Here is a 26349-nt window from a genome sequence, read left to right on the forward strand (position 1 = left end):
TCGCGCGATCATAGTCTTTCGTCGATCCAGTCCCGCGCGGCGGGGTGTACGATTGCATTGGCTTCTCCCAACGCGAGGCGTTCGAAACGATAAACTACATCGACATGGGTGGCGACAGTGTCCCCAGCCAGGCGACCAGCCCGAGAATGACGATCGCAAGACCGCCTTCGACGACGAGGCTCGCGCGCAGCAGCGCCTGCGCCCGTGGCGCGTCCTCTTCCTCGATCGCCTGCGCAAGTGCCGGGGTCAGGCGATAACGGTTGAGCGCGGCCAGGCCCAGCATGCCGGCGAAGAGCAGCAGCTTGGCGATGAGCAGCAGGCCGTAGGTCGACTGCCCGAGAGACGCGATGTTGCCCGGGCCGACCAGGAACCAGCCGTTCACCGTCCCGGTCAGGATCAGCAGGGCGACGATGATCGTGCCGACGAAGGAGAAGCCCCGCAGCGCTTCCTCGGCGAGCATGACCCGGTCCATGTCTTCAGTGGCGAGATCATCGGTTGCGAGCCTGGTAAGAACCAGCGCAAGGAATGCGGCAAGCGCGCCGACCCAGGCGCCCGCGGCGAGCAGATGGATGAGATCGGCCCCCAGTTGCAGCCAGCCCGCCTCGCCTTCGCCGGCCGCGCCATGCCCGCTCCAGGCGAGGGTCGCGAGTGCGACCGCGCCTGCCAGAGTGGAGGCGATGAAGGCAGGACGGGATTGCCGGCGATAGAAGGGGATGGAGAGCAGAAGAACGAGGAGCGCGACGAGGCGCGCCTTCAGCGCCGTTCCCATGGACGTGCCGTTGAACAGCTCTGCGACCATGGAAAGATCAGGCTGGGTGAGCGGCAGCCCGGTCATGGCCGCTGCCTGCAACGCGAACCCCAGCGCCGACAGCAGGAGGGCGAGACAGGCGAGACCGGCCACCATTGCTACCATCGGCAGATGCCGCTGTACCATCCGGCCGCCGCCGGGCGCATAGAGCGCGAACAGCGGCAGGCCGAACAACAGGCCGAGATCGACGTAGAGCGCCCAGCGGACGGCGACGAGTGCCACGTCGTTCATGGCGTCACTTGACGGTAAAGGCGAGATTGCCCTGGATGCGGTGCGTGTCGGTCGAGACGACGTGCCAGGCGACCTGATAGCTGCCCGCCATGAGCGGCTTGGCGAGCGTCAGCACGAGCGTCTTGTCGCCTTCGACGGACGTCTTGAAGCCGGTTACCGCCATGCGGTGGTTGGGCATGCCGGGCATGCCGGTCATCACGATCTCGGCGCCCGACAGCTTCGGCATCAGACCTTCACTGAAGGTGAGCGTTATACGCGACGGCGCCGAGACGCTGGCGTTCGCGGCGGGCGTCGAGGACACAAGCTTGGGATGCGCGTAGGCCGGAGCAGAAACACTCAGGCCGACGGCGGCGATAACTGCGAGAGGCGAAAAGAAACGCATTGGAACATTCTCCTGTAGATCCCATGAGACAATACGCAGCCCGAGCCCCCACCCCTCGCAATTATTCTTTTCAATCTACAGCAAGGGTTCCTGGACCATCGTGCGTATTGATGGATGAAGACGGAGAAGCACCATGGATGAACTTGACCACCTGCTCTCGCGGTTGCGCGATGCGCCTCTCGATCCCAGGCTCGGCGGCCTGGAAAGCCGGGTCATGGCGGAAATAGCGCGCATCCGGGCCATACCAAGCCTTGGCGCTATGACGTTCGGCATCGCGGCCGCAACCGCGCTGTTCATCGGAATTGCCGGCTCGGCAGTTTCGACACGGTCTGCTGATGCCAAACCGCTATCGCCCTTCGATGCTCGGCTCGCGCTTGCGCCCTCGACGCTGCTGAGCTCGCAGTGATGCGCGACCGCCGCCGGCTCCTGCTCCTCGTCCTGGTGACCTTCGCCGCGGCGATCGCTGGCGTTGTCATTGGCCGCGTCTATGTGGTTCCAGTGCGCCCGGTCGAAAATGAGCTGCACGAGCTGCTCCATCGCGATCTGAAGCTGAATTCAGCGCAACACAGCCGACTCGAGACAATCGAGAAGAACTACGCGATCCGGCGTCAAGCGCTGGAGGCCGAATTGCGCGCCGACAATGCGCGTCTCGCGGAAGCGATCGAAGCGGAGCATGGCTATGGCCCGCAAGTCGCAACTGCGGTGGATCGCTCGCACCAGGCCATGGGCGCGCTGCAGAAAGAAACACTTGAGCATATCTTCGCGATGCGGGCCGTGCTGCGCCCGGATCAGACGGACAAATTCGACGACGCCGTGGTGAAAGCGCTGACGGCCAAATCCGAATGACCGCGTGCCTCCCCGACTGCTCGGACGGGGAGCTCGCGGCTCTGGCGCTTGGAGGCCGGCAAGCGGCCTATGGCGAGCTGGTCCGCCGGCATCAAGGTTGGGTTCACCGGCTCGTGCGCAGCCATGTCGGATCTATGGATGAGGCATTGGATGTCACCCAGGCGAGCTTCGTCGCGGCCTTTGCCGCACTCAACCGCTATGACGTAACCCGACCCTTCCAGGTCTGGATGTCCCGGATTGTCATCAACAAATGCCATGACTGGCGGCGTCGGCGAGCGGTTCGAAATTTCTTTGCCCTAGCCCTACCGCTCGGCGAGGCGGACGGCGTCGCCGACGACGCACCGCTGCCCGATCAGGCGATCGGGGCCGAACAGCAGCTCGCGCAAGCAATGAAAGCGATTGCTGCCCTGCCGTCTTCCCTCAAGGACACGCTTATTTTGCGTACGATCGACGAGAAATCGGAAGCTGAAACCGCCGAAATTCTCGGGATCAGCCAGAAGGCGGTCGAAACGCGCCTCTATCGAGCTAGGGCACGCCTTTCGGAAATATTAAAGAAAGTTTGAGGGGGATGAGGCCATGCTGCGTATTCCCAATAGGTACGCCCTCTTTCTTAAAGCTGAGACAACCGAATGATTTCTGCTCTCGACCGCCGCCAGTTCCTCCGCGGCGCGGCCCTCGCCGGCGGCGGCGCAGCATTGTCAGCCTGGCTGCCGGCCTGGGCGCAGACGATCTCGCCGGGGATGCGACCGACGCTGCCGACCGTGTCGGGCGAAGACATTACGCTCACCATCGCCCGGCAGTCGATGACCATCGACGGGCGCAAGTTCCGGGCAATCGGCCTCAACGGCACGGTCCCCGCCCCGCTGATCCGGCTGCGCGAGGGCCAGCGCGTGCGGCTCAACGTCATCAATCAGCTGGAGGAGGACAGCTCGATCCACTGGCACGGGCTGATCCTGCCGGCCAATATGGACGGTGTGCCGGGCGTGTCTTTTCCGGGCATCAAGCCGGGCTCGAACTACCTCTACCAGTTCTCCGTCGTGCAAAGCGGCACCTACTGGTACCACAGCCATTCAGGCCTGCAGGAACAGGAAGGCCATTACGGCCCGATCATCATCGATCCCGCCGGTGCCGATCCGGTCGCCTATGACCGCGAGCATGTCATCGTGCTCGCCGATCACAGCGCGCTCTCGCCGCAGGCGATCTTCCGGCGCCTCAAGGTCAACCCCGGCCATTTCAATTTCCAGCGCCAGACCCTGGCCGGGCTCCTGTCGGGCAAGGATCAGCCGCTCAAGGACCGGCTCGACTGGGGCCAGATGCGGATGGACCCGGCCGACATCTCCGATGTGACCGGATCCACCTACACCTATCTCGTCAACGGCCATGGTCCGATGGACAACTGGACCGCGCTCTTCACCCCGGGCGAACGGGTGCGGCTGCGGGTCATCAATGCGTCGGCGATGACCACCTTCAACGTCCGCATCCCCGGCCTGCCGCTGACCATCGTCCAGGCCGACGGGCAGAATGTGGTGCCGGTCACCGTCGACGAGTTCCAGGTTGGTGTTGCCGAGACCTACGACGTCGTTGTCAGCCCAGGCGATGACAAGGCCTACACCCTTGTCGGCGAGGCGATCGACCGCTCGGGCATGGCGCGTGCCACGCTCGCGCCGCGCGCCGGCATGGCCGGCGAGGTTCCCCCCTTACGCAAACGGCCGCTCGCCGACATGAAGGACATGGGCATGGACATGTCCTCGATGCCGGGCATGGAAGGCATGGACATGTCGGGCGGCGCTATGCGGGGCGTCGATCCGACGGCCGAGAAGAACGCGTCCGCGCGCCTCGCGACCGGCGCGGCGGCAGCGATGGCGACCATGGACAATAGCGCCATGGCAGGCATGGATCATTCGGGGATGGATCATTCCGCGATGAGCGGGATGGACCACGGCGCGATGGGCGCCGATGGCCAGATGGCGGGCATGGACCATGGCGGGCACGCGATGGGGTCGATGAAGATGCGAGACTTCTCGAACGCGCCGCAGGTGAAGCGCGACCCGAGCGTCCAGACCATCTCGCCGATGCCCGTCGACCGCACCGGCGAGCCCGGCCAGGGCCTCGCCGACGTCGGCCACAAGGTGCTTGTCTACAGGGACCTGATGGCGCTCGATCGCAATCCGGACGTGCGCGCGCCGAGCCGCAGCATCGACATTCACCTCACCGGCAACATGGAGCGGTTCATGTGGTCGTTCGACGGCGAAAAAATGTCGGACCATCACGAGCCGATCCCCTTCATCGAAGGCGAGCGGGTGCGCGTCAATCTCATCAACGACACGATGATGGGGCATCCGATCCATATTCACGGGCATTTTTTCGAGCTGGTGACGGGGCATGGCGATCATGCGCCACGCAAGCATACGGTAATCGTCCAGCCCGGCGGCAAGGTGACCTGGGACTTCACCGCCGACGCGGTCGGCGACTGGGCCTTCCACTGTCATCTCCTCTACCACATGCATGCCGGGATGATGCGGGTCGTGAGCGTCCGTCCGAAGGGAGACGCGTAATGACCCGCATCCTCACGCCGCTGGTGAGCGCGATCGCCCTTTTCGCTGCCGCGCCCGCCTTTGCCCAGGATCATTCAATGCACGGCATGCCCGGCATGGCGCCGCCGGGCGAGGTGCCGCCGGCGCAGGAGAAGAAGAAGGACAAGGCCGCCGCCAGGCCGCGCGCTCAGACACCAGCGCCAGACGCCACCTCGGCGATGGACCATTCGCAGCACCAGGCCAGTCCTGCGCCGCAGGGAGATGCGGCCGGTCAGCCGCAACCCGCGTCTCCCGCGATGCCGGACATGCCGGGCATGGACCACTCCCAGCATCAGGACGGCGCGATGCCGGACATGCCCGGGATGGACCATTCGCAGCATGGCCAGACCGCCATGCCCGGCATGCAAATGACCGGCACGGCGCTTCCGGCCGGCAATGCGCCCCCGCCGCCTCCCCCCAGCGACCACTTCGCCGATCGTGATTTTCCCGGCGCCGAGATGGCGCGCTCACGCGACATCATGATGAAGGACAGCGGCGGCAACAATTTCGGGCAGGTGCTGCTCAACCTGTTCGAGTATCAAGCGCATAGCGGTCGCGATGGCTATCGCTGGGATGGCGAAGGCTTTTACGGCGGCGATATCAACCGGCTCTGGCTCAAGAGCGAGGGCGAAGGCGAGTTCGGCCGCGGCATCGACAGCGCGGAGGTGCAGGTGCTCTATAGCCGGGCCATCGACCCCTATTTCAATCTTCAGGGCGGTATCCGCCAGGACTTCGGCCGCGGGCCCGACCGCACTTACGCGACGGTCGGCGTCGAGGGCCTGGCTCCCGGCATGTTCGAAGTCGAAGGCGCGCTGTTCCTCTCGACCAAGGGCGATGTTCTGGGCCGGGTCGAGGGCTATTACGACCAGCGCATTACCCAGCGCCTGATCTTGCAGCCGCGCGCCGAGGTCAATTTCGCCGCGCAGGATATTCCGGAGAACGACATCGGTTCGGGGCTGGTCAACATAGAGCTCGGCGCGCGCCTGCGCTATGAGTTCAGCCGCCAGTTCGCACCCTATATCGGCGTCTCTTATCTGCGCAAAGCCGGCGACACGGCGCGGCTGTCGAGGCTTGCCGGCGAGGACGTCCATGCCACCAGCTTCGTCGCCGGCATCCGCTTCTGGTTCTAGCATCGGGACGGCTGATGGCGGGGGCGAACAGGAGAGCGGGGCGTTACACTGAGACCCAGGTCGGCCTGCGCCGAACGAAGGAGATACGCCATGGATCATTCGTCCCACATGAGCACACGGAAGATGGGCGCCTATTGGAGCCTGGCCTTCCAGACCGTCATCAGCGGCGTCATCATGTATCTGGTGATGTTCGTCATGATCGACGGGCTCGACAGCTTCTACAACAACCTCAACATGCTCTACATGACGCTGATGATGGTCTCACCGATGGTGGTGCTCATGATCCTCGCCATGCGGCACATGTTCCCGTCGAAGGCCGCCAACATCGCGCTGATCGCCGCGTCGCTGGTCGCCTTCTTGGGCAGCTTCGCGTTCATCCGCACGCAGACCACGATCGGCGACACGGCCTTTCTGCGCTCGATGATCCCACACCACTCCGGCGCGATCCTGATGTGCCAGGAAGCAAAGCTGAGCGATCCCGAAGTCATCCGGCTTTGCGAATCGATCAAGCGCTCGCAGCGGCAGGAAATCGACGAGATGAAGGCCATACTCGCGCGGCGCTGAGTGGCACGGTCCGGCTACGCCCGGATACGTGCGCCCGGCCGGGCGTGTGAGCCGGCCGATGGTCTACACGAGGCGCGGGCCCGACGAGATTGCCAGGGAGGTGGCGCGGCTTGCGCCGCTGTTCCTGCGACAGGCTGGCGGCCACGTCCTGACGCTGCTCGATCCTTCCGGGATGGTGCTGAGCTATAATGAAGAAGGCGAGCGTGCCGAATGCTGGCCGCTCGATCGCGTCCTGGGACAGCCCCACGACCTGTTCTACCCGCCCGACGAGATTGCGGCGGGGCGTCCAGGCGCAGACCTGGCGGCCGCCCTTCACGAGGGCACGCTGGAGCGCGAAGCGTGGCGGGTCTGCGAGAACGGCGCGGAATATCTGGCGCGCCTGACGATCACCGCACTGTTCGAAGGCGACACACATCGCGGCTTCGCCTGCATCAGCCGCGATGTCACCGACGAGGCGGCGGTCCGCGCATCGATCGAGACCCGCGAGCAGCATCTGCAATCGATTCTGGCGACGGTGCCGGATGCGATGATCATCATCGACGAGACCGGCGCCATCACGTCGTTCAGCGCAGCGGCACAACGCCTGTTCGGCTACAGCGAAGCCGAGCTCGTCGGCCGCAACGTCTCCTGCCTTATGCCCCAGCCCGATCGCGACCGTCACGACGAATATCTCGCGCATTATCTGCAGACCGGCGAGCGCCGGATCATCGGCCTCGGTCGCGTCGTGGTCGGCCAGCGCCGCGACGGCTCAACCTTCCCGATGCAGCTGTCGGTCGGCGAGGCCGGTGAAGACGGGCAGCGGTTGTTCACCGGCTTTATCCGGGATCTCACCGCCAAGGAGCAGGATGAGCTCAGGCTCAAGGAACTGCAGGCAGAGCTGGTCCATGTCTCTCGGCTGAGCGCGATGGGCACGATGGCCTCGACGCTCGCGCATGAGCTCAACCAGCCGCTTGCCGCGGTCGCGCTCTATCTCGAGACGATCCGCGACATGCTCGACGAGCGGGACGACGAACCCTTCGTGTCGCTACGGTCGGTGATGGATGATGCGGCACAGGAAACGCTGCGGGCCGGCCATATCGTCCGGCGCCTGCGCGATTTCGTCGCCCGCGGCGAGGTCGACAAGAGCCTCCACGAGCTGCCGCAGGTCATCGCCGAGGCGAGCCAGCTCGCGCTGGTCGGTGCACGCGAGCGCGGCATCCGCAGCTTCTTTGCGGTCGATCCCGCCGCGACGCTGGTCCTCGTCGACAGGGTGCAGATCCAGCAGGTGCTGGTCAACCTGATGCGCAATGCCATCGAGGCGATGGCGGAGTGTCCGGTTCGCGACCTCAAGGTGGCGACCAGGTTGCGCCCTGACGGGCTGATCGAGGTGACCGTGGAGGATACCGGTCCCGGCATCGCGGACGGAATCCGCGAGCAGCTCTTCACGGCGTTCAACTCGACAAAGGCCGACGGCATGGGCCTCGGCCTCTCGATCTGCCGGACCATCATCGAAGCGCATGGCGGCCGTATCTGGATGGAGCGCCCCGACCGCGGCGGCACCCGCTTTCATTTTACCTTGATCCATGCGCGGGCGGAGGAGGAACATGGGGGATAGACGCGTCATCCATCTGGTCGACGACGAGGAGAGCATCCGCAAGGCGGCGAGCTTTGCGCTCAAGACCGCGGGCTACGACGTCGTGACCTATGCCTCGGGCGTGGAGTTTCTCAAGGAGGCGAAGTCGGCGGCCGTCGGCTGCGTCATCCTTGACGTGCGCATGCCCGAGATGGACGGTCTCGAGGTTCAGGCCGCCATGGCAGCACGCGGGGTCAACATGCCGGTCATCGTCCTGACCGGCCATGGCGACGTGTCGGTTGCGGTGCAGGCCATGAAAGGCGGCGCGGTCGACTTTCTCGAGAAGCCCTTCGAGAAAGCGGCCCTGCTCGGCGCCGTCAGCCGCGCGTTCGCGCGTCTCGACGATGTCGACTTTCGCACTCTGGAAACCTCTGAAGCCGGCGTGCGGGTCGCTGCACTGACGCCCCGGGAGCGTGAAGTGCTGGAAGGGCTGGCGAACGGCCTGCCCAATAAGACGATCGCCTATGACCTGGGCTGTTCATCGCGAACGGTCGAGGTCCATCGCGCGAGCCTGATGGCCAAGCTCGAGGTCCGCAATTTGTCCGAAGCCCTGCGGATCGCCTTTGCCGCGGGCATGGGCCGCAAGCCGAAGTGACTGCGACCTCTACGTAGCGACGGGACGAGGCGCGATATGCGATCGATGGTGCAATCGTCACACGGGTGTCCGCTTCTCGCAATGCCATCGGTCCGTTCCACTCAGCATGATGGCAGATACACCATCCTCGTCTCCGACGACGATCCCGGCGTGCGGCGTGGCCTCCAGCTGCTGCTGAGATCGCGCGGCTATGCCGTGTGGGGATATACGACCGGCCACGCGCTGTTGGCCGACCCCCGCGCGAAGGAGGCAGACTGCGTCATCCTCGACTATCGCATGCCCGACATCGACGGATTCGCGATGCTGCGTCACCTTCGCGAGATCGGATGGTCGGGACGCGCCATCATGATCTCAGGCTTTCACGACACGCTGCTGGCCTGGCGGGCCGCCGAGGCGGGCTTCGATCACGTTCTCGCAAAGCCTTTGATCGGCAGGGCTTTGCTCGATGCGTTGGACCGGCACCGCGCCGAGGTTCTGCGAAAGCATTGAGTTATGGCGGCCGGCCCCCGGCAGCCTCAGCCCGGCGCGATGTGGAAAGCCGATCTGCGCCGTCAAAGCCAGTGGCTACGTTTGAACCGGATGTAGAGCCCAATGCAGACCGCAGCGATGACGCCGAGGATGACGAAATATCCCCATTGCGTCTTCAGTTCGGGCATATTCTCGAAATTCATGCCGTAGATTCCGGCAATCGCGGTAGGCACCGCGAGGATCGCGGCCCAGGCGGCAAGCTGACGCGTGATCGCACCCTGGCGCTGCTGTTCGAGCAGGTGACTCGCCTCGAACACCGAGATCAGGATGTCGCGGATGCCGGTGATGGCGCTCTCAACCCTGAGCATGTGATCGAGCAAATCACGGAAATAGGGTTTCCTTCTCACGATCTGGCTTTTGAGCCATTCGAGCATGGAATCTTTTGCCATCATGGGCGTCGTCGTCGCTCTCGGCAGCATCGTCTACCGGGCCAGCATCCGCCGGTCATCAACGTAGGGGTCACGACGGTGGAGCGAGCGGTCGGCTCTTCAAGCCCAACGCGATCGGCTCATTTCTCGCTCACCAGTCGTGAACTAACGGCAAATTTGTCAGAATTTGAGGGTGAAAGTGATTTATGGCCCTCATTTTTGTTTCAAGCAGCGCCTGCCGAATGCATCTCTGCGATTGATGTCTTCTGCAAAAGCTTGTTGGCATCGGATGCTCGCTGATCACACCTAACCCGTAATCGTGCCTCTGGCTGACATACCCGACAAACGTATAAGCTCGCCATGCGCGGGCGTCACCAACCCAATTCCGCGTGCGATCCCAAGCGCACAAGCTGCAAGGTGTCGTCATCGGGCTTGCGGTAAATCAGCACGAGGTCGGGCTTTATGTGGCAATCGCGATGGTCGCGCCAGTCGCCGGTCAGCGCATGGTCGCGGTGGCGCGGTTCAAGCGGCTCGTCGGATGCCAGCGCCTCGATGATCGGGATCAGGTCAGCGTCCAGCGTCTTGGCGTGCTGCCCCTTCTTCTCCCGCTTGTAGTCGCGCTTGAACCGCCCGAAGCGTTCAATCGTCCGCATTGAGGTCGGCCATCAGGTCGACCACCGTGGCGAACCGCTTGCCCTTTCCCTCGCGCGCTTCCTTCATGGCCTCGATCGTCTCGGCATTGGGCACCAGCGGTTCAAACGGCAAGGCCTTGTCGCGGGCAACGCGGGTCAGCATCAGGCGCACGGCATCGGAGACGGTCAGCCCCATAGCAGCCAGCACGGTCGCGGCTTCCTCCTTCACCGCTCCGTCGATCCGGGTCTGCACAAGAGCGTTTGCGGCCATGTCGATTTCCTTTCTGCATGACGATGTAATGCAAGCGAACGCAAAGTGCAATCAGGCAAAGCCCCGGCTATCGACATGGCGACCGGGCTTCGCGTTTTTCACCTTCAATGCTGTGAGTGCCATCGGTTCGGGGCCCTGATCGGGAATGTTGGGGCCGTTCTCACACTTTCGGTGGGCAAACGGTCCCACAATCGTTCCCACATTTTGGGCCAAATTCAGGCAAATCAGGGAGACGACCGCGAACAACTTACAAGACAAATCGTTGCTTTTTCAGTGTAGGTAGGGGTAGGGACGCCATCAGCTCGCTTGACACAAGGTTCTACACTCGACAGCGGGGTCCTCTACCACCGGGCAATTCTGCAGGATGCTGCAAACCGCGCGATATCAATGGCGGGCGAAAATTCGCTGACCGGCGCTGCCGAAGGCCACCACCGTATAGGGTTGGCGGGCAGCGCCTGCCACTTCCATGCCCTCCGAACCGATCGGCATCCCCGCAACCGCAATGCCTTTGACGCCCGCAGGACGGGTCGCCAGCAAGCGCTTGACGTCGGATATCGGGACATGGCCCTCGATCATATAGCCATCGACGATCGCGCTGTGGCAAGATGCCAGCGTCCGGGGCATGCCGGCCTTGCGCTGAAGCTCGCTGCGCGACGCATCGTCACGCATGACGACCTTGCGTCCCAGCTTCGCGCGCACGGCCTGCGCCCACTTCTCGCAACATCCACATCCCGGATCCCGGTGGACGACGATATCACTGGCCGCAAGCGCTACGCCGGGCATGGCGAGGAACAGCAAGGCGACGAATAGGCGGGTCTTCATGAAATGACTCCCGGAAGAACGATAAGCATGGGGCAGAGGCCCCTTCTTTTCTATACGCATCAATGCGCCCCTCCCCTCATCACGCAGATGATTTTACGATGGCGGGCGGCCTCCAGGCTAGCGGCAGGGACACAAGCAGCGCTAGCGATAGACCACCAATCCCCCACAGAACGAGCGGCTGCGCCCCGGGAGCGACGATGGCTATCGCCAGCGGCGCGAGCGCCTGCCCGATGCTGGCGGCGGAATGCTGGAAACCGAGCTTCACGCCTGAAGGGGCCCCGCCGCCGCTGATCCAGAAGCTGGTGACCAATCGAAGGGTTGCCGAGCTCCAGCCGGCAGCAACGATGATCCCACTGAGCTCGGCCATACTCGCGGCGACAGGAAACATGAAAAGTGCCACAGCCAGCAGGCCCAGCGTCAATCCGGCAAGCCGCCTCGGCACAGTGACCAGCCAATCCAGCTTTGCATGGAAGATCTGTGCCGCCAGCATGCCCAATCCGCAGAGACTGAGCATCCAGGCGATCTCTTCGCGGCTCAGCGAAATGGCGCTCCGCGTCACCAGGAGATTGACATGCATCGCCGCCAGCCCGCCGCCCGCGACGATCGTGATAAAAAGCAGGATCAACGTCGCGCCGAGCGTAGGCGCGGGCAGGTCTCCGCCATCGATGCAAGGTGCACACCAGCGCGGCAGACGCACGGCGCAAAGCGCCGCCCCGACGGCACCGATGCCGAGAGCGAGGATCATGAGGGGAGCGCGGGGCAGGATCGCGGCCGAGACCTCCGCCACCAGCGGACCGGCGAGATCGCCCAGAAACACGAAGGCGGTCAGCCAGGTGAAGCGGCGCGCCTGGTCCGCGCGCCCGCTTGCGGCAAAGCTCGCGCAGAGCAAGCCCAACGGTATGATGGCGGCCGACGCCATCCCCGCCACCAGACGCAATGCATAAAGCTCAGGCAACCCGACGAGGCCGATCGGCGCGGTCACCAGCGCGAGGATGACCAGCGCTGCGCGCAACATCGCCCGATAGTCGACCCGGTCCGCGATCCAGCCCCAGAGCGGCGCCGCCAGCAAGGCTGCCAGGGGATGGACCGCAGTCAGGCTCGCGACGTGAAAATCATGAGCGCTTGACGATAGCGCGCCACGAGCCGGGTCGACCAGTGCCGGAAGGAAGGCGAGAATGGCCGTCTGTCCCGCCGACGCCGCAGCCGCCGCGAGCAACAAGACGAAAAAGGAGGCCGGCCAGCGACCGTTGGCTTGCGATCCAGCCTTGTCACGCGGCGCGTTCGCGGTCGATCCCTCGAGTGGCCATCCGCGGATCACCACCAGGCGCGCAAGCCGATCACCAGCCTGTGTTCGGAAGGCCCTTCCCTGCGCAGGCGACGGAAATCGGCCGTGCCGTCAAATGCGCGCTCCCAGACGAAGCCGATATAGGGCGCGAACTTGCGCGACACCTCGTAGCGCAACCGTCCGCTCAGCTCGACATTGCTGAAGCCGCTGCCGAGCTGCCGATCGCTCGACCGCTTCGAATAGATATTGGTTTCCACCTGCGGCGTAAGGATCAACCGATTGGTGAACAGGACCTCATAGGAGGCCTTGGCGCGCGCCGCGAGACGCCCATCGGTTCCTACATAGCCGGTGAGCTGGACGTCGAACCAATAGGGCGCCAGTCCCTCGACGCCGGCGGCGAGCCAGGTGGTCGCACCCTTGCCGAGATCCTGCCTGACCCCGAGCAGCGTGCCCCAGAACGGGTTCTTGCTGTGCCACCACAGCGCCTCGACGCTGCTCTCCGGATCGAGACGTTGGTCGCGGGAGTTCTTGAGCCCCTGGCTGCGCAGCCAGAGCTTGTCATTGTCCTGACCCTTGGTGACGAGCACGGTCCAGCCCACGCCCTGACCCTCGTTGCCGCTGGTGAACTCGAGCTCATCCACAAGTATCTTGGGGATCGAGAGCTTGTCGGCCATCTCATAGCCCGGCAGCGTCGAGTTGCGATAGCCGTCGGCATAATCGTCCGAGTTGCGCGCGTCCGGCGGGGCCTTGCCACCCTGCATCGAGCCCATGTCCATCGTGGCGCCGTTACCGGACGCCTTCGTGTCGGTCATATCCATGCCCGGCATGTCCATGCCCGCATGCTCCTGAGAGCCTTGCGCGGAAGGTGAGTTTGGATCGGGAGTGGCCGTTTGGGCAGGGGTGGCGGCGGGCGACGGGGGCAAGGCATCCTGCGCGAGGGCGGGAGCCGTGATCGCCGGCGCCAGGAAGAGGGCAACGCCAAGAGCAATGCCGCGCGAGGGGATAATCCGGATCATGCGACCACCACCTCCCGGAACATGCCGGCCGCCATGTGATAGAGCAGATGGCAGTGGAAGGCCCATCGGCCCATGGCGTCGGCGGTGACGCGGAAGCTCACCCGCTGGGCGGGCTGGACCACGACCGTATGCTTGCGGACCTGGAAGGCGCCGTCCGGGCCTTCGACATCGCTCCACATGCCGTGCAGATGCATCGGATGCGCCATCATCGTGTCGTTGACGAAGGTGACGCGCAGCCGCTCGTTCGGCTTGAAATGCAGCGGCCGGGAATCGTTGAGCTTGATGCCGTCGAGCGACCAGATGAACCGTTCCATATTGCCCGTCAGATGCAGCTCGATGTCGCGCTCGGGCTCGCGCGGGTCGGGATCGCCGCCCGGCGTGCGCAGATCGGCCAGCGTCAGCACGCGCCAGCCGCGCCCGCGCAGCCCGGCGCCGGGATCGTCCAGATTGGTGCGGGGATAGTCGACGCGCATGTCGGTATTGGCGCCATATTCGGTGCGGGCGTGCTGTGCCCTGGCCGGCATCTCGGTCATGCCGTGCCCGGCATGCGCGTCGCCTCCCATTGCGCCCATCGTCGCCATCGCGCCCATCATGTCGACCGGCTCGAGCCAGGTCCGGGCATCGAGCGGCGGCACGGCTGCCGCCATGCCCGGAGCCGGTGCGATCGTGCCGCGGGCATAGCCGCTCCGATCGATCGCCTGCGCGAAGATGGTGCGGGCGCCGCCCTCGGGCATGGTGAACTCGACGTCATAGGTCTCGCCCGGGCCGATCCGGAATTCCTCGACCGTGACCGGCTCGACCGGCTGCCCGTCGGCCGATACGACCGTCAGCTCGACCCCCGGGATCCGCACGTCGAAGAACGTCGCCGTCCCCGCGCCGACGAAGCGCAGGCGCACGCGTTCGCCGGGCGCGGCGATACCGGTCCAGTTGCCGGCGGGCGGCGCGCCGTTCATCAGATAGGTGTAGGTCGCGGCAGAGACATCGCTGTAGTCGGTCGGGTTCATCCGCGAGCTGTTCCACATCCGCCGCCGCTCGAGCGCCTTCCCAAGGCCCATGGCGCCGACATCCTTGAGGAAGTCGCCGGCTGTCGGCTGCGCAAAATTATAGTAGCTGCTCTGCTTCTTGAGATTGAGGAAGATCTGCAGCGGCGGCTCGTCCGACCAGTCGCTGAGCACGATGCAATAGTCGCGATCGGGCGCCCGCGCCGCCGGCGCCTGTTTCGGCTCCACGATGATCGCTCCATAGAGTCCCGTCTGCTCGGCGAGCGTGTGAGCGTGATACCAGTAGGTTCCGCTCTGGCGGACCTCGAAGCGATAGGTGAAGGTCTCGCCCGGCGCGATGCCGGCAAAGCTGATGCCGGGCACGCCGTCCATCTCCGCCGGCACGATGATGCCGTGCCAATGGATGCTCGACATCTCCTTGAGGCCGTTGCGCACACGGAGCGTGACCGTGTCGCCTTCGCGCAGGCGCAGGACCGGCGCGGGCACGCTGCCGTTCACGGCGGTCGCGATACGGCGTTTGCCGGTGAAGTTGACTGGCAGCTCGGCGATCTCGAGGTCGAACTCGGTCCCGCTAAGCTCGGCGGGCGAGACTGGGGCGGATCGCGCGAGAAGCGCCGGGGCGAAGCCGGCAACCGCGCCGCCGATCGCCAGCCCCTGGACGAAACGGCGCCGTGCGATCGGCCGGATATGTAAGGGAGACATGAACTGTACTTTCGCGAAGTCGGGTTCAGGCGAGGTCGAGGACGATCCGGCCCTCGATGTCGCCATGGTGCATGCGGGAGAAGACGTCGTTGATGTTCTCCAGCTTGTCTGCATGGACCGTGGCCTTGACCTTGCCGTCGCCGGCGAACGCCAGTGCCTCGAGCAGATCGAGCCGCGTGCCGACGATCGAGCCTCGCACGGTAATGCCGTTCAGCACGGTGTCGAAGATCGACAGCGGGAAGTCGCCCGGCGGCAGACCATTGAGCGCGACCGTGCCGCCGCGCCGGACCATGCCGAGCGCCTGCTGGAACGCCTTGGGCGAAACGGCGGTGACGAGCGCTCCGTGCGCGCCGCCTATCGCCTTCTTGAGCGCTGCCGAAGGGTCCTCGCTGTGCGCGTTGACCGTCAGTGTGGCGCCAAGGCGTGTAGCGAGGTCGAGCTTGCTATCGTCGATGTCGACCGCGGCCACATTGAGACCCATGGCACGGGCATATTGCACCGCCATGTGGCCGAGCCCGCCGATCCCTGAGACGACCACCCACTCGCCGGGTCGGGCCTCGGTGGCCTTCAATCCCTTGTAGACGGTGACGCCCGCGCAGAGGATCGGCGCAATGTCGAGGAAGTCGACATTGTCGGGAAGGTGACCAACATAGTTGGGATCGGCGAGGACATATTCGGCAAAGCTGCCATTGACCGAATAGCCGGTGTTCTGCTGTTCGTGGCAAAGCGTCTCCCAGCCACCCAGGCAATGCACGCAATGCCCGCAGGCGGTGTAGAGCCAGGGCACGCCGACCCGGTCGCCTTCCTTCACATGGGTGACGCCCGCACCGACGGCGGCGACATGCCCGACGCCTTCATGGCCAGGAATGAAGGGCGGGTTGGGTTTGACCGGCCAGTCCCCTTCTGCCGCGTGCAGGTCGGTATGGCACACGCCGGTTGCCGCAATCTTGACCAGGATCTGCCCGGGGCCGACCGTCGGGATCGGCGCGTCCTCGATGACCAGGGGCTTGCCGAATTCGCGGACGACCGCCGCCTTCATGGTTTTCGCCATGTCCGTTTCTCCTTTTGAGCGAGGGGTCAGAACAGGCCGAGCGCGTGCTCGTCATAGGAGACGAGCAGGTTCTTGGTCTGCTGATAATGGTCGAGCATCATCCGGTGATTTTCACGCCCGAAGCCCGACGCCTTGTATCCGCCGAAGGCGGCATGGGCGGGGTACTGGTGATAGCAGTTGGTCCAGACCCGCCCGGCCTCGATCGCGCGGCCCAGACGGTAGGCGGTGTTGCCGCTCCGGGTCCAGACGCCCGCGCCAAGACCGTAGGCGGTGTCGTTGGCAAGTGCGATCGCCTCCTCGACCGTCTTGAAGGTGGTGACCGCCAGGACGGGACCGAAGATCTCCTCCTGGAAGATGCGCATGTGGTTCTGACCCACGAACACGGTCGGCTGTACGAAATAGCCCTGGTCGAGCGCACCGCCCGGCAGCGCCTTGGCGCCACCGACCAGACACTGCGCGCCCTCGGCCTTGCCGATATCGATATAGCCCAGGATCTTGTGGAGCTGGTCCTCCGACGCCTGCGCGCCGACCTGGACCGAGGGGTCGAGCGGATCGCCCTGGCGGATCGCGGCGACGCGCGCCACGGCGCGCTCGATGAAGCGATCGAAGATCGACTCATGGATCAGCGCGCGCGACGGGCAGGTGCAGACCTCGCCCTTGTTGAACGCGAACAGCGTGAAGCCTTCGAGCGCCTTGTCGAAGAAGGCATCGTCCTCGTCGAGCACGTCCGCCATGAAGATGTTGGGCGACTTGCCGCCAAGCTCCATCGTCTGGGGGATCAGATGGTCGGCGGCCGCATGCATGATCTGCTTGCCGGTGACGGTCTCGCCGGTGAACGAGACCTTGGCGATGCGCGGATTGGCGGCGATCGCCTGGCCGACGGTCCGTCCCGGGCCGGTGACGACATTGAGCACGCCGGGCGGCAGGATGTCGGCGGTGAGCTCGGCGAACATCAGCAAGGTGAGCGGCGTCTGGGATGCGGGCTTGATGACGGTGCAGTTGCCCGCCGCCAGCGCCGGGGCGATCTTCCACGCCGCCATCAGCAGCGGGAAGTTCCACGGGATGATCTGGCCGACGACGCCAAGCGGCTCGCGAAAATGATAGGCGATGGTGTCGGCATCGATCGTCGAGATCCCGCCTTCCTCGGCCCGGATGCAGCCGGCGAAATAGCGGAAATGGTCGATCGCGAGCGGAACGTCGGCAGCGCGCGTCTCGCGGATCGGCTTGCCGTTGTCGATCGTCTCGGCAAGCGCCAGCAACTCCATATTATCCTCGAGCCGGTCGGCGACGCGATTGAGAATCCTGGCGCGGTCGGCGGGCGAGATCCTTGCCCATTGATCCTTGGCGGCGTGCGCCGCATCGAGCGCGCGCTCGACATCTTCCGGCGTCGACAGCGCAAACTCGGCGATCTGGGCGCCATTGATCGGGCTCGTGTCCGCGAAATACTCGCCGCTCGCTGGAGCGCTCCATCGACCACCGATGAAATTATCATAGCGGTGTCGGAAGGACGCCGCAGCATTGATGGTCCCGATCGCCTTCTCGAACATCGCCTGTCTCCATCTTTACCGATGCCTGATGAAGTAGGCCTTCTGATGAGACGGCCTATAAGTAAGTTCCGCAGACAAAAATCAGGCAGAGTTTTTACGAAGCGCCAGGCTGGACACGCAAAAGAAGCCGATGATTTTCTCATCAGCTCATAGATTATCTCGTCGCCTAAGCAGGCAATGGCTCTCGCCATTCAATCGCGGCGCAGAGGTCACTGAAGTTGATCCGGCCATGCTTGGTCGGACCTCTTAATCGTAAGCGCGGACCCGCAGCTCGGTGCCAACTCCTGGAGCTTTACGCATCGCGGGCTCCTCTCTCTCGCGGTGGACGCCTGCTTCTCGTTATGAAATCCTAGAAACTTGGAACACCTCTTGAAGAACAGGCCCGCCGCGGGGGCAGCGGCGGGCCCTCAGCCCCAGGGGTCTGTTCTCGGGGCTGGAAACCTCACATGTCGCTCATCGGCTTGTCGGCCATAGGCGTGGCCGGTTTCTTCTTGGCGGCCGGCTTTGCCTTTTTCATCGGCATCTTGCAGCAACCGCTCTTGGGCTTGCCAGCCTTGCTCGAACCGCTCCCCTGCGACGAGCCACCAGACATTCCGGCCATGCCCGCAGCGCCCTGCTGGCCTTGCGGCTTCTGCATGCCGGCTTGGTGATCCTGCATCATTTGGTCGTGCATCTGCTGCCCTCCATGATCCATCCCCTGCTGATGGGCATGGGCGGTGGATGGCTTCGGCTGCGCAGGGGCGTGCTGGGGCGCGGCGGGTGCCGATTGCGCCAGACCCGCGCCAGCGAAGTTCAGGGTCGCCAGGCAGCCGATCGCGCCGACTAGAAGTTTCGTCTTTCGCATTGTGGTTCTCCGCATGATGAGTCCTTGCCCGATCGCCGTTTGCGACCGCGACCATACCGACCCCTCATGCGGGCTTGGCCCTTTGGTCTGAATACGTAAGTTACGAATCCGCACTGGATCAGGACTGGCAGGCCCGCGATCTTGCGGGCGAAACCATGGTCCAAGGGTCCAGCGGATTCATGACTGCATCGCATTAAAGCTCGTGCAGACCTTTATTCTGAAACGCAATTGGCCCGCCGGGGAAACGGCGGACCAACGTTGCGGCCCGGTCAAACGATACCAACGCCTTGTATGGTGAGGCTTTGATCAACCGACCTCTGATGGGCTTTTGGTTCAGCACCCCCCGCCCGACCGATGCGACATGTCAGAAGCCCCCTCCTGGCTCCCCGATTCCCGCATGGCCATCCGGTGGCCTCGCATCATCTCACCGTGCATCTGGTCCTTGCCGTGCCGCATGCCCTCCATATGGGCCGTGCCGGACTGAGCCGGCGCAGGCTTGGCCTTGAGCGTCTCCTCGAGATCCGGCATGTCCGACGGCATGCCATCGGCGAGAACAGGCCCGGCACCGAGGGCAAGGAGGCCGAGGGCTGCGAGCGAAGTGATAACTACCGTTTTCTTGCGCACTATCGATTCCTTCAAGTCTGGTTTCCGTTCGACCGGCTTCAGATCCGGTCGTTTCTCGCTCCTCCGGGAGCTTGCCCTTGAGATGGTATCGGTCCTGACCCGGCAGTATACGTAATATGCGAAGCGGGTGGTCAGCCGGTCATGTCCGCCATCATTCGGCAGCTCGCCGCGCATTTCTTGCAGGTGGCCGAGCAACGCGCGATCCGCTGGTCCTCGCTATGACGCCCGCATTCCTCGGCGCAGCGCTCGCAAGCATCGGCGCAGGCGCGGCACAGGATGCGGTGCAGAGCCGATTCCCGCAGCATCGAGTTGGCTGTCGCCTGGCACAGTTCCGCACAGTCGTTCAGCATGGCGATCAACGACGCGCTCGCCAGCGCGCTGCTTTGCTTCGTCAGCCAGGCGGCGGTTTCGAGGCACATGCGGTGTGAAGCCAGGCAATCGTCGATGCAGTCCGTCATCGACATCGCCATCCCTTCCATTCGATGCTGCTGCCCCGCCGCCGGCGCAGCCAGCGTTCCGGCGGCGGCAAGGCCGGCGCCCGCCATCAGCAATTCGCGTCTCTCGATCATCATGCACCCTCCATCGGCTATCCCTTGCGCGGTGTGCCGCATCCGGCGGCCTCAGCCGTCGCCGGCGACCCATCCGACGCCGCACGCGCCTTCTCCCGCGCCATCCGGGTTTCCTCCCAGGGCCAGTGACCGTTGATCTCGACCCCGAGCGAGATGCTCAGGAAGGTCCGCACCAGCACAAGCCCGGCCAGCACGATGAGATCGTCGAGCGTCGGGTTGATCACCAGCGACTTGACGATGTCGCCGGCGACCAGAAATTCCAGGCCGAGCAGGATGCTGCGGCCGAGCGCCGAGCGGAACGTGCTATAGGCCTCGGTTCGGTCGCCCGCCCTCGCCCGCCGCGCAAACAGAAAGGTTGCGAGCCCCGCGCCGACCAGGATGGTCAGCGTGCCCGCCAGTTCCAGGCCGATCACGGCGAGCCGGAAGAAGGCGCTCAGCCAGTCGGCCTCAATGGTGATCATACCAGCCTCGCTTGCGGATATTGTTGAAGCTGTCGGTGGCGTGACAGGCATAGCATTGGTCGACGCGCGCCTTCGATCCGGCTGCGCGCTGCGAGACCATGCTGAAATGCTCCATGAAGTGACTGGGCGGCGCCTTATGGCACTCGGCGCACTGCGTCGAATTGACCGATGGATGGCGGTAATTGGCGATCTTCCAGCTGTCGGTCTTGTGGCAGCTCGCGCAGTCGGTGCCGAACAGGCCCTGGTGCGGATCGCGGAACGCATGGCAGCTCGCGCAATTGAGCGCGGTCTCGGGGGTCAGGCTTCGAGTGTTTGTCGACATGCCCGCCAAAGGCTGCCGCCACTTCGCCATGTCGAGCAACGCGGCGTGATCCATGCGGATGATGCCGCGCTCTCCCTCATGTTCGACGTGGCAGGAGGTGCACTGCGTCGCTTTCGCGTGGAACTGCGTCGACTGCTTCGTCCCGAAATCGGTGCCCGCATGGCAGGTGAGACAGGTCCGGGTTTCGACGCCCTTGCCCGGCGTGTGGCAGGCCGTGCATTGGCCGGCAAAGGACTGGTGCGCGCTCGAGAGCGGGCCGGGCGAGACGAGCTGCGCCACCAGGCCGGCATCCCTCGGCGCGTCCGATCGCATCCGGATCGCGACCGCGGCGACCATCACCAGCAGGGCTGCGATGAAGACGGCGTAGGAAAGACGCTGCCAGCTCATAGCCAGCGCAGCCCGTAATAGATCGCCGCGCCGACGTGGAGCGCGAGCAGCGCGAAGATGAGACAGCCCAGCAGGATGTGCAGGAACCGCCACCGCGCGAACAGGGTGTTGGTTGCCTCTTCGGCACGGATCGCGAATTCGGTATCGGCCAGCGCTGCGGCGATCCCCGCCTTGTCCTGGGGGCGCTGGCCCGCGGACGCATCCCCGGCGACGAACAGATAGCGCTTCCAGCCCGACAGCGGCGGGGCTGCGGTATCGGCCTGCGTCGGCGCCGCCGGCTCCTCGAGGAAGGCGGCGCGAAGCGAGGCCAGTTCTGACCTGCGTCCGCGCAGCGCCCGACCAAGCTGGGCAAGCAGGTAGCGGCCGATGAAGCCGGTGATGACCGTCATCAGCAGGAGGACGGTCAGAAGCAGGCCGACCGGGCTTTCGAGCTTGTGCGCGGCGTGGACCAGACCCAGGATCGGCGCCAGCACGCCGGCATAGATGTGGATGGCGAGCAGGGTTGGCTTGCTGACGACCCGGGAGAGCGCCTTGTCGACCCAGGCGATGTGCTTGGCCGCGACATAAGGAAGCGTCAGCAGCATCAGCACGAGCGCTGCGATCCCGATGATCCCGCCGGCCAGGCTACCCGGAAAGCGGGGCGACACATGCACGAGATAGCCGAACGGGAACAGCAGCAGGAACGCGACCAGCAGGCCCACGGCAATGTCGCTGCGTTCGCGCATCAGGCTTCGACCACGAGCGGCGTGCCCGTCCCCTTCGCCTGGCACGCGAGCACATAGCCTTGCGCCTTGTCGGCGGGCGCAAGGCCGGATTCGACCTCCATCGTCACTTCGCCCTGCAGCAGCTTGACCACGCAGGCGCCGCATGTGCCCGCACGGCATGCATAGGGGATCTCGACGCCCGCGCCCTCGGCCGCCTCCAGCACGGTCTCGTCCGCGGGCAAGGCCGCCGACACCCCCGACACGGAGAAGGTCACCGTGCTCGGCGCCACCTCGGCGCTCGGGGCCGGCTTATCCGCTGGCGGGGGCGCGGGCTTGACCTCGAGATCCTCGTGGTCGGCCGGCAGCGAGGCCGGACCGAACGCCTCGGTGTGCAGCTGCGCGTCGGGGACGCCGAGTTCCGCCAGCACGCCGCGCATCGCGCCCATCATCGCCGGCGGGCCGCACATATGGATGCGCCGGCTCGCGATCTCCGGCACCGCGGCCAGGATCATCTCGCGCGTGATCGGCCCTTCGGGGCCCATCCAGACGGTGCCGGGCGCGCGCTGCATCGCGGCGACGACATGGAGGTTGGGAAAACGGCGTTCGAGCCGCTCGAGCTCGTCGCGGAACACGAATTCCTCGGTCGACCGTGCGCCGTAGAAGAAGAAGATATCACCCTTCCACGCGGTGTCGGTGAGATAGCGCAGCACCGACATCATCGGGGTGATGCCGACCCCGCCCGCGATCAGCACGATGCTCTGGGCATCCGTTCCCGTGAAGGTGAAGGCGCCGAACGGTCCGCTGACCTTCAGCAGATCGTCGGCGACGACCTTGTCGTGCAGGTATCGCGAGACCACGCCCTGCTCCTCGCGCTTGACCGTCAGTTCGACATAGGCCCGCTGGGTCGGCGAAGAGGCGATCGTGTAGGAACGGCGCGCGGTCTTGCCCGCTTCGGGCTCTACCTCGACCTGCAGGAACTGGCCCGGCAGGAAGTCGAACGGCAGCCGGTCGGCGGTCGGGTCCGCGAGCCGGAAGGTCAGCACGCTCGGCGTCTCTCGCACGATCTGGACCACGCGCAGCTGCCCCGCCCAGCTTTTGGGCTTGCGCAGCGACGCCCCAGCGGGTGCGGCCGCATTGCTCGGCGCGAGCCCGGCGCTGTCGGCAACGGGTGCAGGCGCGGGCGCAACCCTGGTAGCGGGAGGGGCAGCCTTCGGCTCCGGCTTTGCTGGAACCTTGGCGGTGGCGACACCGCCGGCGATCGCCCCGATCCGCCGCAGGCGGAAGATCTGCAGCGCGATAAGCGTGGCGCTCACCAGCCCCAGGAACAGCATGAGAAGGAGGTGCGAGGGCGAGATGCCGAACCAGTGATCGGCATGGCCGGGCGCGGCCTGGTCGATGTCGAGCTGATCGCGCAGCCAGGCAAGCCCGACCTCCCGGGGCGGCTGCAAGCCCCCGATCGCGCCCTGCGCGGCGGTGCCGGAGCGGAACAGGTCGGTTCCCTCGCGCAGGCGCCGCGCCGCATCGAGCCGGGCCGAGACCGTGGTCGCACGCGCGCCGTCGGCCGAGGCGGCGTTGATCATCGCCAGACCCGTGCTTACCCGTTCGCCGGCCTGCGCAGCGACCCGCTGCCTTGCCGCTTCGTCAAGCGCGGGAAAGGCGAGCAGCTGCGAGATGAAGCCGGTCCGGCGCGATTCGTGGCCGTGCTCATTCTCCCCTTCCCCATTGATCATGCGATCCATCATGGGGTTCATCATCTTCGCCATGTCCGACGACCCCGGCTCTGCCGGTGCGGACATGCCCCCGCCGGCCGGCATGCCTGCGCCATGATGCGCGGCATGATCCTCGCCCTCCTGCGCGCCCGCGCTCGCGGACAGGCTGAGAGCGATTGCGCAGCCGAGGCTCAAGCGTCGAAGGCTGATCCGCCTGGACATCCTCATCCCCTTAGTGTGCGAGCCTACATATCCTTCATCGGCATCGCCGCATTGCCCGGCGCGGGATCGGGTGCCGGCGCGGTCTGGTTGCCGGCCCCGGCGCGCATCGCGTCATGGTCCATCGCCTGACGGTGATGCCGCTCCATCTCGGCCTGGTTGCTCATCGCGTCCATCGGCGCCGCGTCTGCAGCGTTGCCGCTGTCGGTCAGGACCGGGGTGGCGGCGACGCTGTTCGCCGCGGGCGGCACCGTCTGGTCGGCCTGGCGGTCGCAGCCCGAAAGCGCGAGCGCCAGCAACAGGCTTCCGCCGACAAGTGGAAGGGCTTTCTTCGCATGGTCGATCATGGCTTTGCTCCTTGGCTTGAAAACTGTGTCCGGGCGCCATCCCTGGCGTCCGGACCGGCTCATTGCGCGCTGCGCAGAATCCGGAGACACCGGTCGTGCGAGAGGTTCATCGGGTTGCGCCCCTGCCCCTTCATCTCGCCATGATCATGCGGCGTCTGGAGACCCATATTGCCCTCCATCGCCCGGCAACTCTCGACCTGCGCCGAGGTCGGCCGCGTGGTCACACAGGCGCCTAGAAGCAGCGCCGGCGTGAGGACGGCGATCAAACGCATTTTCTTCATGACAAAACCCCTTTCGCTCGTGGTGATCGTTCGTCCTGCGCTGCCTGATGTTTCTTGTTATGCTGCTGGTCTTTCCGCCGCGCCGTCAGGAAGGCGAGGATCGGGCAATCGGAGACCGGCACTTCGCCCGGGCATTCGTCGGCGAGCATCCGCAGCATGTCGCGGATATCCGACAGGCGCTCGAGCCGGGCTTCGGCGTCCGCGATCTTGGCAAGCGTGATATCGAGCACGGCCTGGGCATGCGCGGTGTCCGACGCCCTGAGTGCCAGCAGCTGCCGGGCCTGTTCGAGTGTGAAACCAAGCTCCTGCGCCGAGCGGATGAAATTGACGCGCTCGAGGTCGGTCGCGTCGTAGAGCCTGTAGCCCGCTGCCGTGCGCGCGGGCTCGCGCAGCAGGCCCATCCGCTCATAATAGCGGATCGTATCCCGCCCCACGCCTGCGGCCGCGGCCAGTTCGCCGATCTTGAAATTGCCCATGTCATCCGCTCGATCATGCCGGTTGGACCATGGTCCAGGGTCAAGCGGTTTCGCTTTGACCCCGAACGGTCTCCTCGTCGCCGGCGGCCCGCTGCCCCGACGCGTCGCAGGGCAGCCCGTGCCGCCGGGCCACCGGCTTGTCAGTTCTTGCGAAGCTCGACGATGTCGTGCCTGGCAGGCGTGCCGTCGGCGACGGACACGTGCGCGAAGTGATCGTCAAAGATATGGTCGATCGTCACATGGCCGACGAGCTGGCGGTGATAGGTCGGCGCCACGCCCTTGGACGGACCCGGATGGGTCACGACGCGATAGACCTCGAGCTTCTGGCCGACCTCGGCGCCATCGGCCTTGCCGATGCAGACGACCGTGCCGTTGCTGCCCGTGTCGACGATCGAGCCGCGCATGAACAGGCTGTGCCCGATGCCCTGGGCCATAGCGGGGACGGCAGCAAGCATCGAAATGCCGGCAAGCGCGACCATGAGAGTTTTTCTGACCATATTCACCTCCTTGGATGGTAAGCCACCGCCCGGACTTTGCCGAGGGGAAGAGCGTCTCTTCAGGCTTGGGACTACGGTCCCGGGTCCAGCCTCGATATACGTAGAGGCCGCAGCCGATCTTCTTCCCCGGGCCGGATCTTTATTGACGCGGAGTTGACGGAATCAGCCGTCAGCACTTCAAAATCCGCGCGGCGCGAGACTTTGGTTGGCTGCGCCCGCGAAACCCGCTAGATATCGAGGCCCGTGAAACGCCTGCTCGCCCTCCTGCTCGTCATCGGAGCGCTGTCCGGTCTCTTCGGAGCCCAGATGGCGGCCGCGCACAGCGTGCCGCAGGCGGCAGGCGCGCCGCTGGCCAAGGGCATGGATGCGGACTGCATGGCGATGATGGCCAAGCAGCAGCCTGCGCCCAGCGAAAAGCCCTGCAAGGGCCTGACGCTCGATTGCATCGCCGCGATGGGGTGCGTGATCCCGCTGGTCGCAGCGGACCTGGCAGGCGGCGTTGCGCCTGCGCGTCTCTACGACGCGCCCAGCTTCTGGACGACCGACACGATATTGACCGGCAAGGCGGTTGCGCCCGAGCCGGATCCTCCCACCAGCCTTGCCTGATTGAACGAGCACGGGCTGCGCGCATCGATCGATGCGTGCGCGCCCGGTTTCCTTCTTTTCAGTCAAAGGTTTTCGTGATGATCAAACTGCTTCCGGCCGCCCTTGTGGCGGCCCTCAGTCTCGCCGCGCCTGCGCTTGCAACCGACGCGAGCCGCACGCCGCAAGGCCATTGGGAATGGCGGTCGGCGCCGCAATATGGTCCGCGGGCGACTGGCCCTGCGCGTGTCCGCATATGGGTGCCCGACAGCCGGGACATGGCCAGCTGCGATTGCGCGATGATGCAGGCAAGCGCCGCCGACTGCATGCGCGGCGCAGTCAGGTCGGACAAGGGCTAAACCC

General features: G+C 65.2%; 32 protein-coding genes and 1 pseudogene. 11 read left to right on the forward strand and 22 right to left on the reverse strand.

Annotated elements, in window-relative coordinates:
- Positions 1–94: 94 nt before the first annotated feature.
- Both copD and copC read right to left on the reverse strand, forming a co-directional pair.
- A complete protein-coding gene (gene copD / locus SIDU_RS12410) occupies positions 95–1039 on the reverse strand; it encodes a copper homeostasis membrane protein CopD (protein WP_007683373.1) in 945 nt (314 codons plus the stop codon).
- A 4-nt stretch (positions 1040–1043) separates the two neighbouring features.
- Positions 1044–1421 carry a copper homeostasis periplasmic binding protein CopC gene (gene copC, locus SIDU_RS12415; protein WP_007683372.1) on the reverse strand — a complete coding sequence of 126 codons (378 nt, stop codon included), beginning with the start codon at positions 1419–1421 and terminating at the stop codon, positions 1044–1046.
- A gap of 133 nt (positions 1422–1554) precedes the next feature.
- Here copC and SIDU_RS12420 point away from each other — a divergent pair, with 133 nt between their 5' ends.
- From SIDU_RS12420 to SIDU_RS12460, 9 genes are all read left to right on the forward strand, one after another.
- A complete protein-coding gene (locus tag SIDU_RS12420) occupies positions 1555–1827 on the forward strand; it encodes a hypothetical protein (RefSeq protein ID WP_007683370.1) in 273 nt (90 codons plus the stop codon).
- The gene (locus SIDU_RS12425; RefSeq protein ID WP_007683368.1) at positions 1827–2267 is read left to right on the forward strand and encodes a periplasmic heavy metal sensor; all 441 of its coding nucleotides are present in this window, start codon (positions 1827–1829) and stop codon (positions 2265–2267) included. The genes SIDU_RS12420 and SIDU_RS12425 overlap by 1 nt, the downstream gene beginning before the upstream one ends.
- Positions 2264–2830: an RNA polymerase sigma factor gene (locus tag SIDU_RS12430; RefSeq protein ID WP_007683367.1), complete on the forward strand. Its 567-nt coding sequence runs from the start codon at positions 2264–2266 to the stop codon at positions 2828–2830. Before SIDU_RS12425 ends, SIDU_RS12430 begins: the two co-directional genes overlap by 4 nt.
- Positions 2831–2896: 66 nt before the next feature.
- Positions 2897–4822, forward strand: coding sequence for a copper resistance system multicopper oxidase (locus SIDU_RS12435; RefSeq protein ID WP_007683365.1), 1926 nt, complete (start codon positions 2897–2899; stop codon positions 4820–4822).
- Positions 4822–5970 (forward strand): copper resistance protein B, encoded by a 1149-nt coding sequence (locus SIDU_RS12440; RefSeq protein ID WP_007683363.1) that lies wholly within the window; start codon positions 4822–4824, stop codon positions 5968–5970. Before SIDU_RS12435 ends, SIDU_RS12440 begins: the two co-directional genes overlap by 1 nt.
- A gap of 90 nt (positions 5971–6060) precedes the next feature.
- Positions 6061–6534, forward strand: a complete 474-nt coding sequence (locus tag SIDU_RS12445; protein WP_007683361.1) for a DUF305 domain-containing protein — start codon at positions 6061–6063, stop codon at positions 6532–6534.
- A 58-nt stretch (positions 6535–6592) separates the two neighbouring features.
- The gene (locus tag SIDU_RS12450; protein WP_007683359.1) at positions 6593–8128 is read left to right on the forward strand and encodes a two-component system sensor histidine kinase NtrB; all 1536 of its coding nucleotides are present in this window, start codon (positions 6593–6595) and stop codon (positions 8126–8128) included.
- Positions 8118–8741, forward strand: coding sequence for a response regulator transcription factor (locus SIDU_RS12455; protein WP_007683357.1), 624 nt, complete (start codon positions 8118–8120; stop codon positions 8739–8741). The genes SIDU_RS12450 and SIDU_RS12455 overlap by 11 nt, the downstream gene beginning before the upstream one ends.
- 81 nt (positions 8742–8822) lie before the next feature.
- A complete protein-coding gene (locus SIDU_RS12460) occupies positions 8823–9230 on the forward strand; it encodes a response regulator (protein WP_007683354.1) in 408 nt (135 codons plus the stop codon).
- 62 nt (positions 9231–9292) lie between these two features.
- On the opposite strand, the pseudogene SIDU_RS12465 reads toward SIDU_RS12460, so the two are convergent.
- From SIDU_RS12465 to SIDU_RS12570, 20 genes and pseudogenes are all read right to left on the reverse strand, one after another.
- A pseudogene (locus tag SIDU_RS12465) lies at positions 9293–9607 on the reverse strand (CorA family divalent cation transporter); the annotation flags it as partial.
- Between the two features lie 401 nt (positions 9608–10008).
- A complete protein-coding gene (locus tag SIDU_RS12470; RefSeq protein WP_004212690.1) occupies positions 10009–10290 on the reverse strand; it encodes a type II toxin-antitoxin system YafQ family toxin in 282 nt (93 codons plus the stop codon).
- Positions 10277–10540: a type II toxin-antitoxin system RelB/DinJ family antitoxin gene (locus SIDU_RS12475; RefSeq protein ID WP_004212689.1), complete on the reverse strand. Its 264-nt coding sequence runs from the start codon at positions 10538–10540 to the stop codon at positions 10277–10279. Before SIDU_RS12475 ends, SIDU_RS12470 begins: the two co-directional genes overlap by 14 nt.
- A 384-nt stretch (positions 10541–10924) precedes the next feature.
- On the reverse strand, positions 10925–11362 hold the full coding sequence (locus tag SIDU_RS12485; RefSeq protein ID WP_007683347.1) for a DUF411 domain-containing protein: 438 nt from the start codon (positions 11360–11362) through the stop codon (positions 10925–10927).
- A gap of 79 nt (positions 11363–11441) precedes the next feature.
- The gene (locus SIDU_RS12490) at positions 11442–12683 is read right to left on the reverse strand and encodes an MFS transporter (protein ID WP_007683345.1); all 1242 of its coding nucleotides are present in this window, start codon (positions 12681–12683) and stop codon (positions 11442–11444) included.
- Positions 12677–13663 carry a copper resistance protein B gene (locus SIDU_RS12495; RefSeq protein WP_009823975.1) on the reverse strand — a complete coding sequence of 329 codons (987 nt, stop codon included), beginning with the start codon at positions 13661–13663 and terminating at the stop codon, positions 12677–12679. The genes SIDU_RS12490 and SIDU_RS12495 overlap by 7 nt, the downstream gene beginning before the upstream one ends.
- Positions 13660–15366 carry a copper resistance system multicopper oxidase gene (locus SIDU_RS12500; protein ID WP_007683343.1) on the reverse strand — a complete coding sequence of 569 codons (1707 nt, stop codon included), beginning with the start codon at positions 15364–15366 and terminating at the stop codon, positions 13660–13662. The genes SIDU_RS12495 and SIDU_RS12500 overlap by 4 nt, the downstream gene beginning before the upstream one ends.
- Positions 15367–15391: 25 nt before the next feature.
- Positions 15392–16417, reverse strand: coding sequence for an alcohol dehydrogenase AdhP (gene adhP, locus SIDU_RS12505; RefSeq protein WP_007683342.1), 1026 nt, complete (start codon positions 16415–16417; stop codon positions 15392–15394).
- Between the two features lie 26 nt (positions 16418–16443).
- Positions 16444–17964: an aldehyde dehydrogenase family protein gene (locus SIDU_RS12510; protein ID WP_007683341.1), complete on the reverse strand. Its 1521-nt coding sequence runs from the start codon at positions 17962–17964 to the stop codon at positions 16444–16446.
- Positions 17965–18406: 442 nt separating this feature from the next.
- Positions 18407–18808: a hypothetical protein gene (locus tag SIDU_RS20060; protein ID WP_013849877.1), complete on the reverse strand. Its 402-nt coding sequence runs from the start codon at positions 18806–18808 to the stop codon at positions 18407–18409.
- A gap of 333 nt (positions 18809–19141) precedes the next feature.
- Positions 19142–19432: a hypothetical protein gene (locus tag SIDU_RS12525; RefSeq protein WP_013039105.1), complete on the reverse strand. Its 291-nt coding sequence runs from the start codon at positions 19430–19432 to the stop codon at positions 19142–19144.
- 131 nt (positions 19433–19563) lie between these two features.
- Complete coding sequence (locus SIDU_RS12530) at positions 19564–20004, reverse strand: four-helix bundle copper-binding protein (protein WP_007683338.1); 441 nt, start codon at positions 20002–20004, stop codon at positions 19564–19566.
- Positions 20005–20018: 14 nt separating this feature from the next.
- Complete coding sequence (locus SIDU_RS12535; RefSeq protein WP_007683337.1) at positions 20019–20462, reverse strand: DUF1622 domain-containing protein; 444 nt, start codon at positions 20460–20462, stop codon at positions 20019–20021.
- On the reverse strand, positions 20449–21171 hold the full coding sequence (locus SIDU_RS12540; RefSeq protein ID WP_007406380.1) for a hypothetical protein: 723 nt from the start codon (positions 21169–21171) through the stop codon (positions 20449–20451). Before SIDU_RS12540 ends, SIDU_RS12535 begins: the two co-directional genes overlap by 14 nt.
- On the reverse strand, positions 21168–21896 hold the full coding sequence (locus SIDU_RS12545; protein ID WP_007406424.1) for a hypothetical protein: 729 nt from the start codon (positions 21894–21896) through the stop codon (positions 21168–21170). Before SIDU_RS12545 ends, SIDU_RS12540 begins: the two co-directional genes overlap by 4 nt.
- Positions 21896–23806, reverse strand: a complete 1911-nt coding sequence (locus tag SIDU_RS12550) for a 2Fe-2S iron-sulfur cluster-binding protein (RefSeq protein ID WP_013039106.1) — start codon at positions 23804–23806, stop codon at positions 21896–21898. Before SIDU_RS12550 ends, SIDU_RS12545 begins: the two co-directional genes overlap by 1 nt.
- Positions 23807–23829: 23 nt before the next feature.
- Positions 23830–24150, reverse strand: a complete 321-nt coding sequence (locus tag SIDU_RS12555; protein WP_007406382.1) for a hypothetical protein — start codon at positions 24148–24150, stop codon at positions 23830–23832.
- A 59-nt stretch (positions 24151–24209) separates the two neighbouring features.
- Positions 24210–24431, reverse strand: coding sequence for a hypothetical protein (locus tag SIDU_RS12560; RefSeq protein WP_007406426.1), 222 nt, complete (start codon positions 24429–24431; stop codon positions 24210–24212).
- Entirely contained in the window at positions 24428–24907 is a 480-nt protein-coding gene (locus SIDU_RS12565) for a heavy metal-responsive transcriptional regulator (RefSeq protein WP_007406417.1), read from the reverse strand. The genes SIDU_RS12560 and SIDU_RS12565 overlap by 4 nt, the downstream gene beginning before the upstream one ends.
- A 140-nt stretch (positions 24908–25047) precedes the next feature.
- Positions 25048–25386 (reverse strand): hypothetical protein, encoded by a 339-nt coding sequence (locus tag SIDU_RS12570; protein WP_007406371.1) that lies wholly within the window; start codon positions 25384–25386, stop codon positions 25048–25050.
- A gap of 261 nt (positions 25387–25647) precedes the next feature.
- Here SIDU_RS12570 and SIDU_RS12575 point away from each other — a divergent pair, with 261 nt between their 5' ends.
- Positions 25648–26010, forward strand: a complete 363-nt coding sequence (locus SIDU_RS12575; RefSeq protein ID WP_007406428.1) for a hypothetical protein — start codon at positions 25648–25650, stop codon at positions 26008–26010.
- Between the two features lie 77 nt (positions 26011–26087).
- A complete protein-coding gene (locus SIDU_RS12580; protein WP_007683334.1) occupies positions 26088–26345 on the forward strand; it encodes a hypothetical protein in 258 nt (85 codons plus the stop codon).
- Positions 26346–26349 lie beyond the last annotated feature (4 nt).

The organism is Sphingobium indicum B90A, assembly GCF_000264945.2.
In the GTDB taxonomy this organism is placed as follows: Bacteria; Pseudomonadota; Alphaproteobacteria; order Sphingomonadales; family Sphingomonadaceae; genus Sphingobium; species Sphingobium indicum.

Excerpts from the sequence above, each read along its gene's own strand:
- SIDU_RS12460 (WP_007683354.1), top strand. The coding sequence starts at position 8,823 with ATGCCATCGGTCCGTTCCACTCAGCATGATGGCAGATACACCATCCTC.
- SIDU_RS12420 (WP_007683370.1), top strand. The coding sequence starts at position 1,555 with ATGGATGAACTTGACCACCTGCTCTCGCGGTTGCGCGATGCGCCTCTC.
- SIDU_RS12470 (WP_004212690.1), bottom strand. The coding sequence starts at position 10,290 with ATGCGGACGATTGAACGCTTCGGGCGGTTCAAGCGCGACTACAAGCGG.
- SIDU_RS12540 (WP_007406380.1), bottom strand. The coding sequence starts at position 21,171 with ATGAGCTGGCAGCGTCTTTCCTACGCCGTCTTCATCGCAGCCCTGCTG.
- SIDU_RS12510 (WP_007683341.1), bottom strand. The coding sequence starts at position 17,964 with ATGTTCGAGAAGGCGATCGGGACCATCAATGCTGCGGCGTCCTTCCGA.
- SIDU_RS12440 (WP_007683363.1), top strand. The coding sequence starts at position 4,822 with ATGACCCGCATCCTCACGCCGCTGGTGAGCGCGATCGCCCTTTTCGCT.
- SIDU_RS12550 (WP_013039106.1), bottom strand. The coding sequence starts at position 23,806 with ATGTCCAGGCGGATCAGCCTTCGACGCTTGAGCCTCGGCTGCGCAATC.
- SIDU_RS12545 (WP_007406424.1), bottom strand. The coding sequence starts at position 21,896 with ATGCGCGAACGCAGCGACATTGCCGTGGGCCTGCTGGTCGCGTTCCTG.
- SIDU_RS12530 (WP_007683338.1), bottom strand. The coding sequence starts at position 20,004 with ATGATGATCGAGAGACGCGAATTGCTGATGGCGGGCGCCGGCCTTGCC.
- SIDU_RS12565 (WP_007406417.1), bottom strand. The coding sequence starts at position 24,907 with ATGGGCAATTTCAAGATCGGCGAACTGGCCGCGGCCGCAGGCGTGGGG.
- SIDU_RS20060 (WP_013849877.1), bottom strand. The coding sequence starts at position 18,808 with ATGCGAAAGACGAAACTTCTAGTCGGCGCGATCGGCTGCCTGGCGACC.
- SIDU_RS12475 (WP_004212689.1), bottom strand. The coding sequence starts at position 10,540 with ATGGCCGCAAACGCTCTTGTGCAGACCCGGATCGACGGAGCGGTGAAG.
- SIDU_RS12560 (WP_007406426.1), bottom strand. The coding sequence starts at position 24,431 with ATGAAGAAAATGCGTTTGATCGCCGTCCTCACGCCGGCGCTGCTTCTA.
- adhP (WP_007683342.1), bottom strand. The coding sequence starts at position 16,417 with ATGGCGAAAACCATGAAGGCGGCGGTCGTCCGCGAATTCGGCAAGCCC.
- SIDU_RS12495 (WP_009823975.1), bottom strand. The coding sequence starts at position 13,663 with ATGATCCGGATTATCCCCTCGCGCGGCATTGCTCTTGGCGTTGCCCTC.
- SIDU_RS12450 (WP_007683359.1), top strand. The coding sequence starts at position 6,593 with ATGGTCTACACGAGGCGCGGGCCCGACGAGATTGCCAGGGAGGTGGCG.
- SIDU_RS12485 (WP_007683347.1), bottom strand. The coding sequence starts at position 11,362 with ATGAAGACCCGCCTATTCGTCGCCTTGCTGTTCCTCGCCATGCCCGGC.
- SIDU_RS12435 (WP_007683365.1), top strand. The coding sequence starts at position 2,897 with ATGATTTCTGCTCTCGACCGCCGCCAGTTCCTCCGCGGCGCGGCCCTC.
- SIDU_RS12580 (WP_007683334.1), top strand. The coding sequence starts at position 26,088 with ATGATCAAACTGCTTCCGGCCGCCCTTGTGGCGGCCCTCAGTCTCGCC.
- SIDU_RS12425 (WP_007683368.1), top strand. The coding sequence starts at position 1,827 with ATGCGCGACCGCCGCCGGCTCCTGCTCCTCGTCCTGGTGACCTTCGCC.
- SIDU_RS12500 (WP_007683343.1), bottom strand. The coding sequence starts at position 15,366 with ATGTCTCCCTTACATATCCGGCCGATCGCACGGCGCCGTTTCGTCCAG.
- SIDU_RS12430 (WP_007683367.1), top strand. The coding sequence starts at position 2,264 with ATGACCGCGTGCCTCCCCGACTGCTCGGACGGGGAGCTCGCGGCTCTG.
- SIDU_RS12535 (WP_007683337.1), bottom strand. The coding sequence starts at position 20,462 with ATGATCACCATTGAGGCCGACTGGCTGAGCGCCTTCTTCCGGCTCGCC.
- copD (WP_007683373.1), bottom strand. The coding sequence starts at position 1,039 with ATGAACGACGTGGCACTCGTCGCCGTCCGCTGGGCGCTCTACGTCGAT.
- SIDU_RS12555 (WP_007406382.1), bottom strand. The coding sequence starts at position 24,150 with ATGATCGACCATGCGAAGAAAGCCCTTCCACTTGTCGGCGGAAGCCTG.
- SIDU_RS12455 (WP_007683357.1), top strand. The coding sequence starts at position 8,118 with ATGGGGGATAGACGCGTCATCCATCTGGTCGACGACGAGGAGAGCATC.
- SIDU_RS12445 (WP_007683361.1), top strand. The coding sequence starts at position 6,061 with ATGGATCATTCGTCCCACATGAGCACACGGAAGATGGGCGCCTATTGG.
- SIDU_RS12570 (WP_007406371.1), bottom strand. The coding sequence starts at position 25,386 with ATGGTCGCGCTTGCCGGCATTTCGATGCTTGCTGCCGTCCCCGCTATG.
- copC (WP_007683372.1), bottom strand. The coding sequence starts at position 1,421 with ATGCGTTTCTTTTCGCCTCTCGCAGTTATCGCCGCCGTCGGCCTGAGT.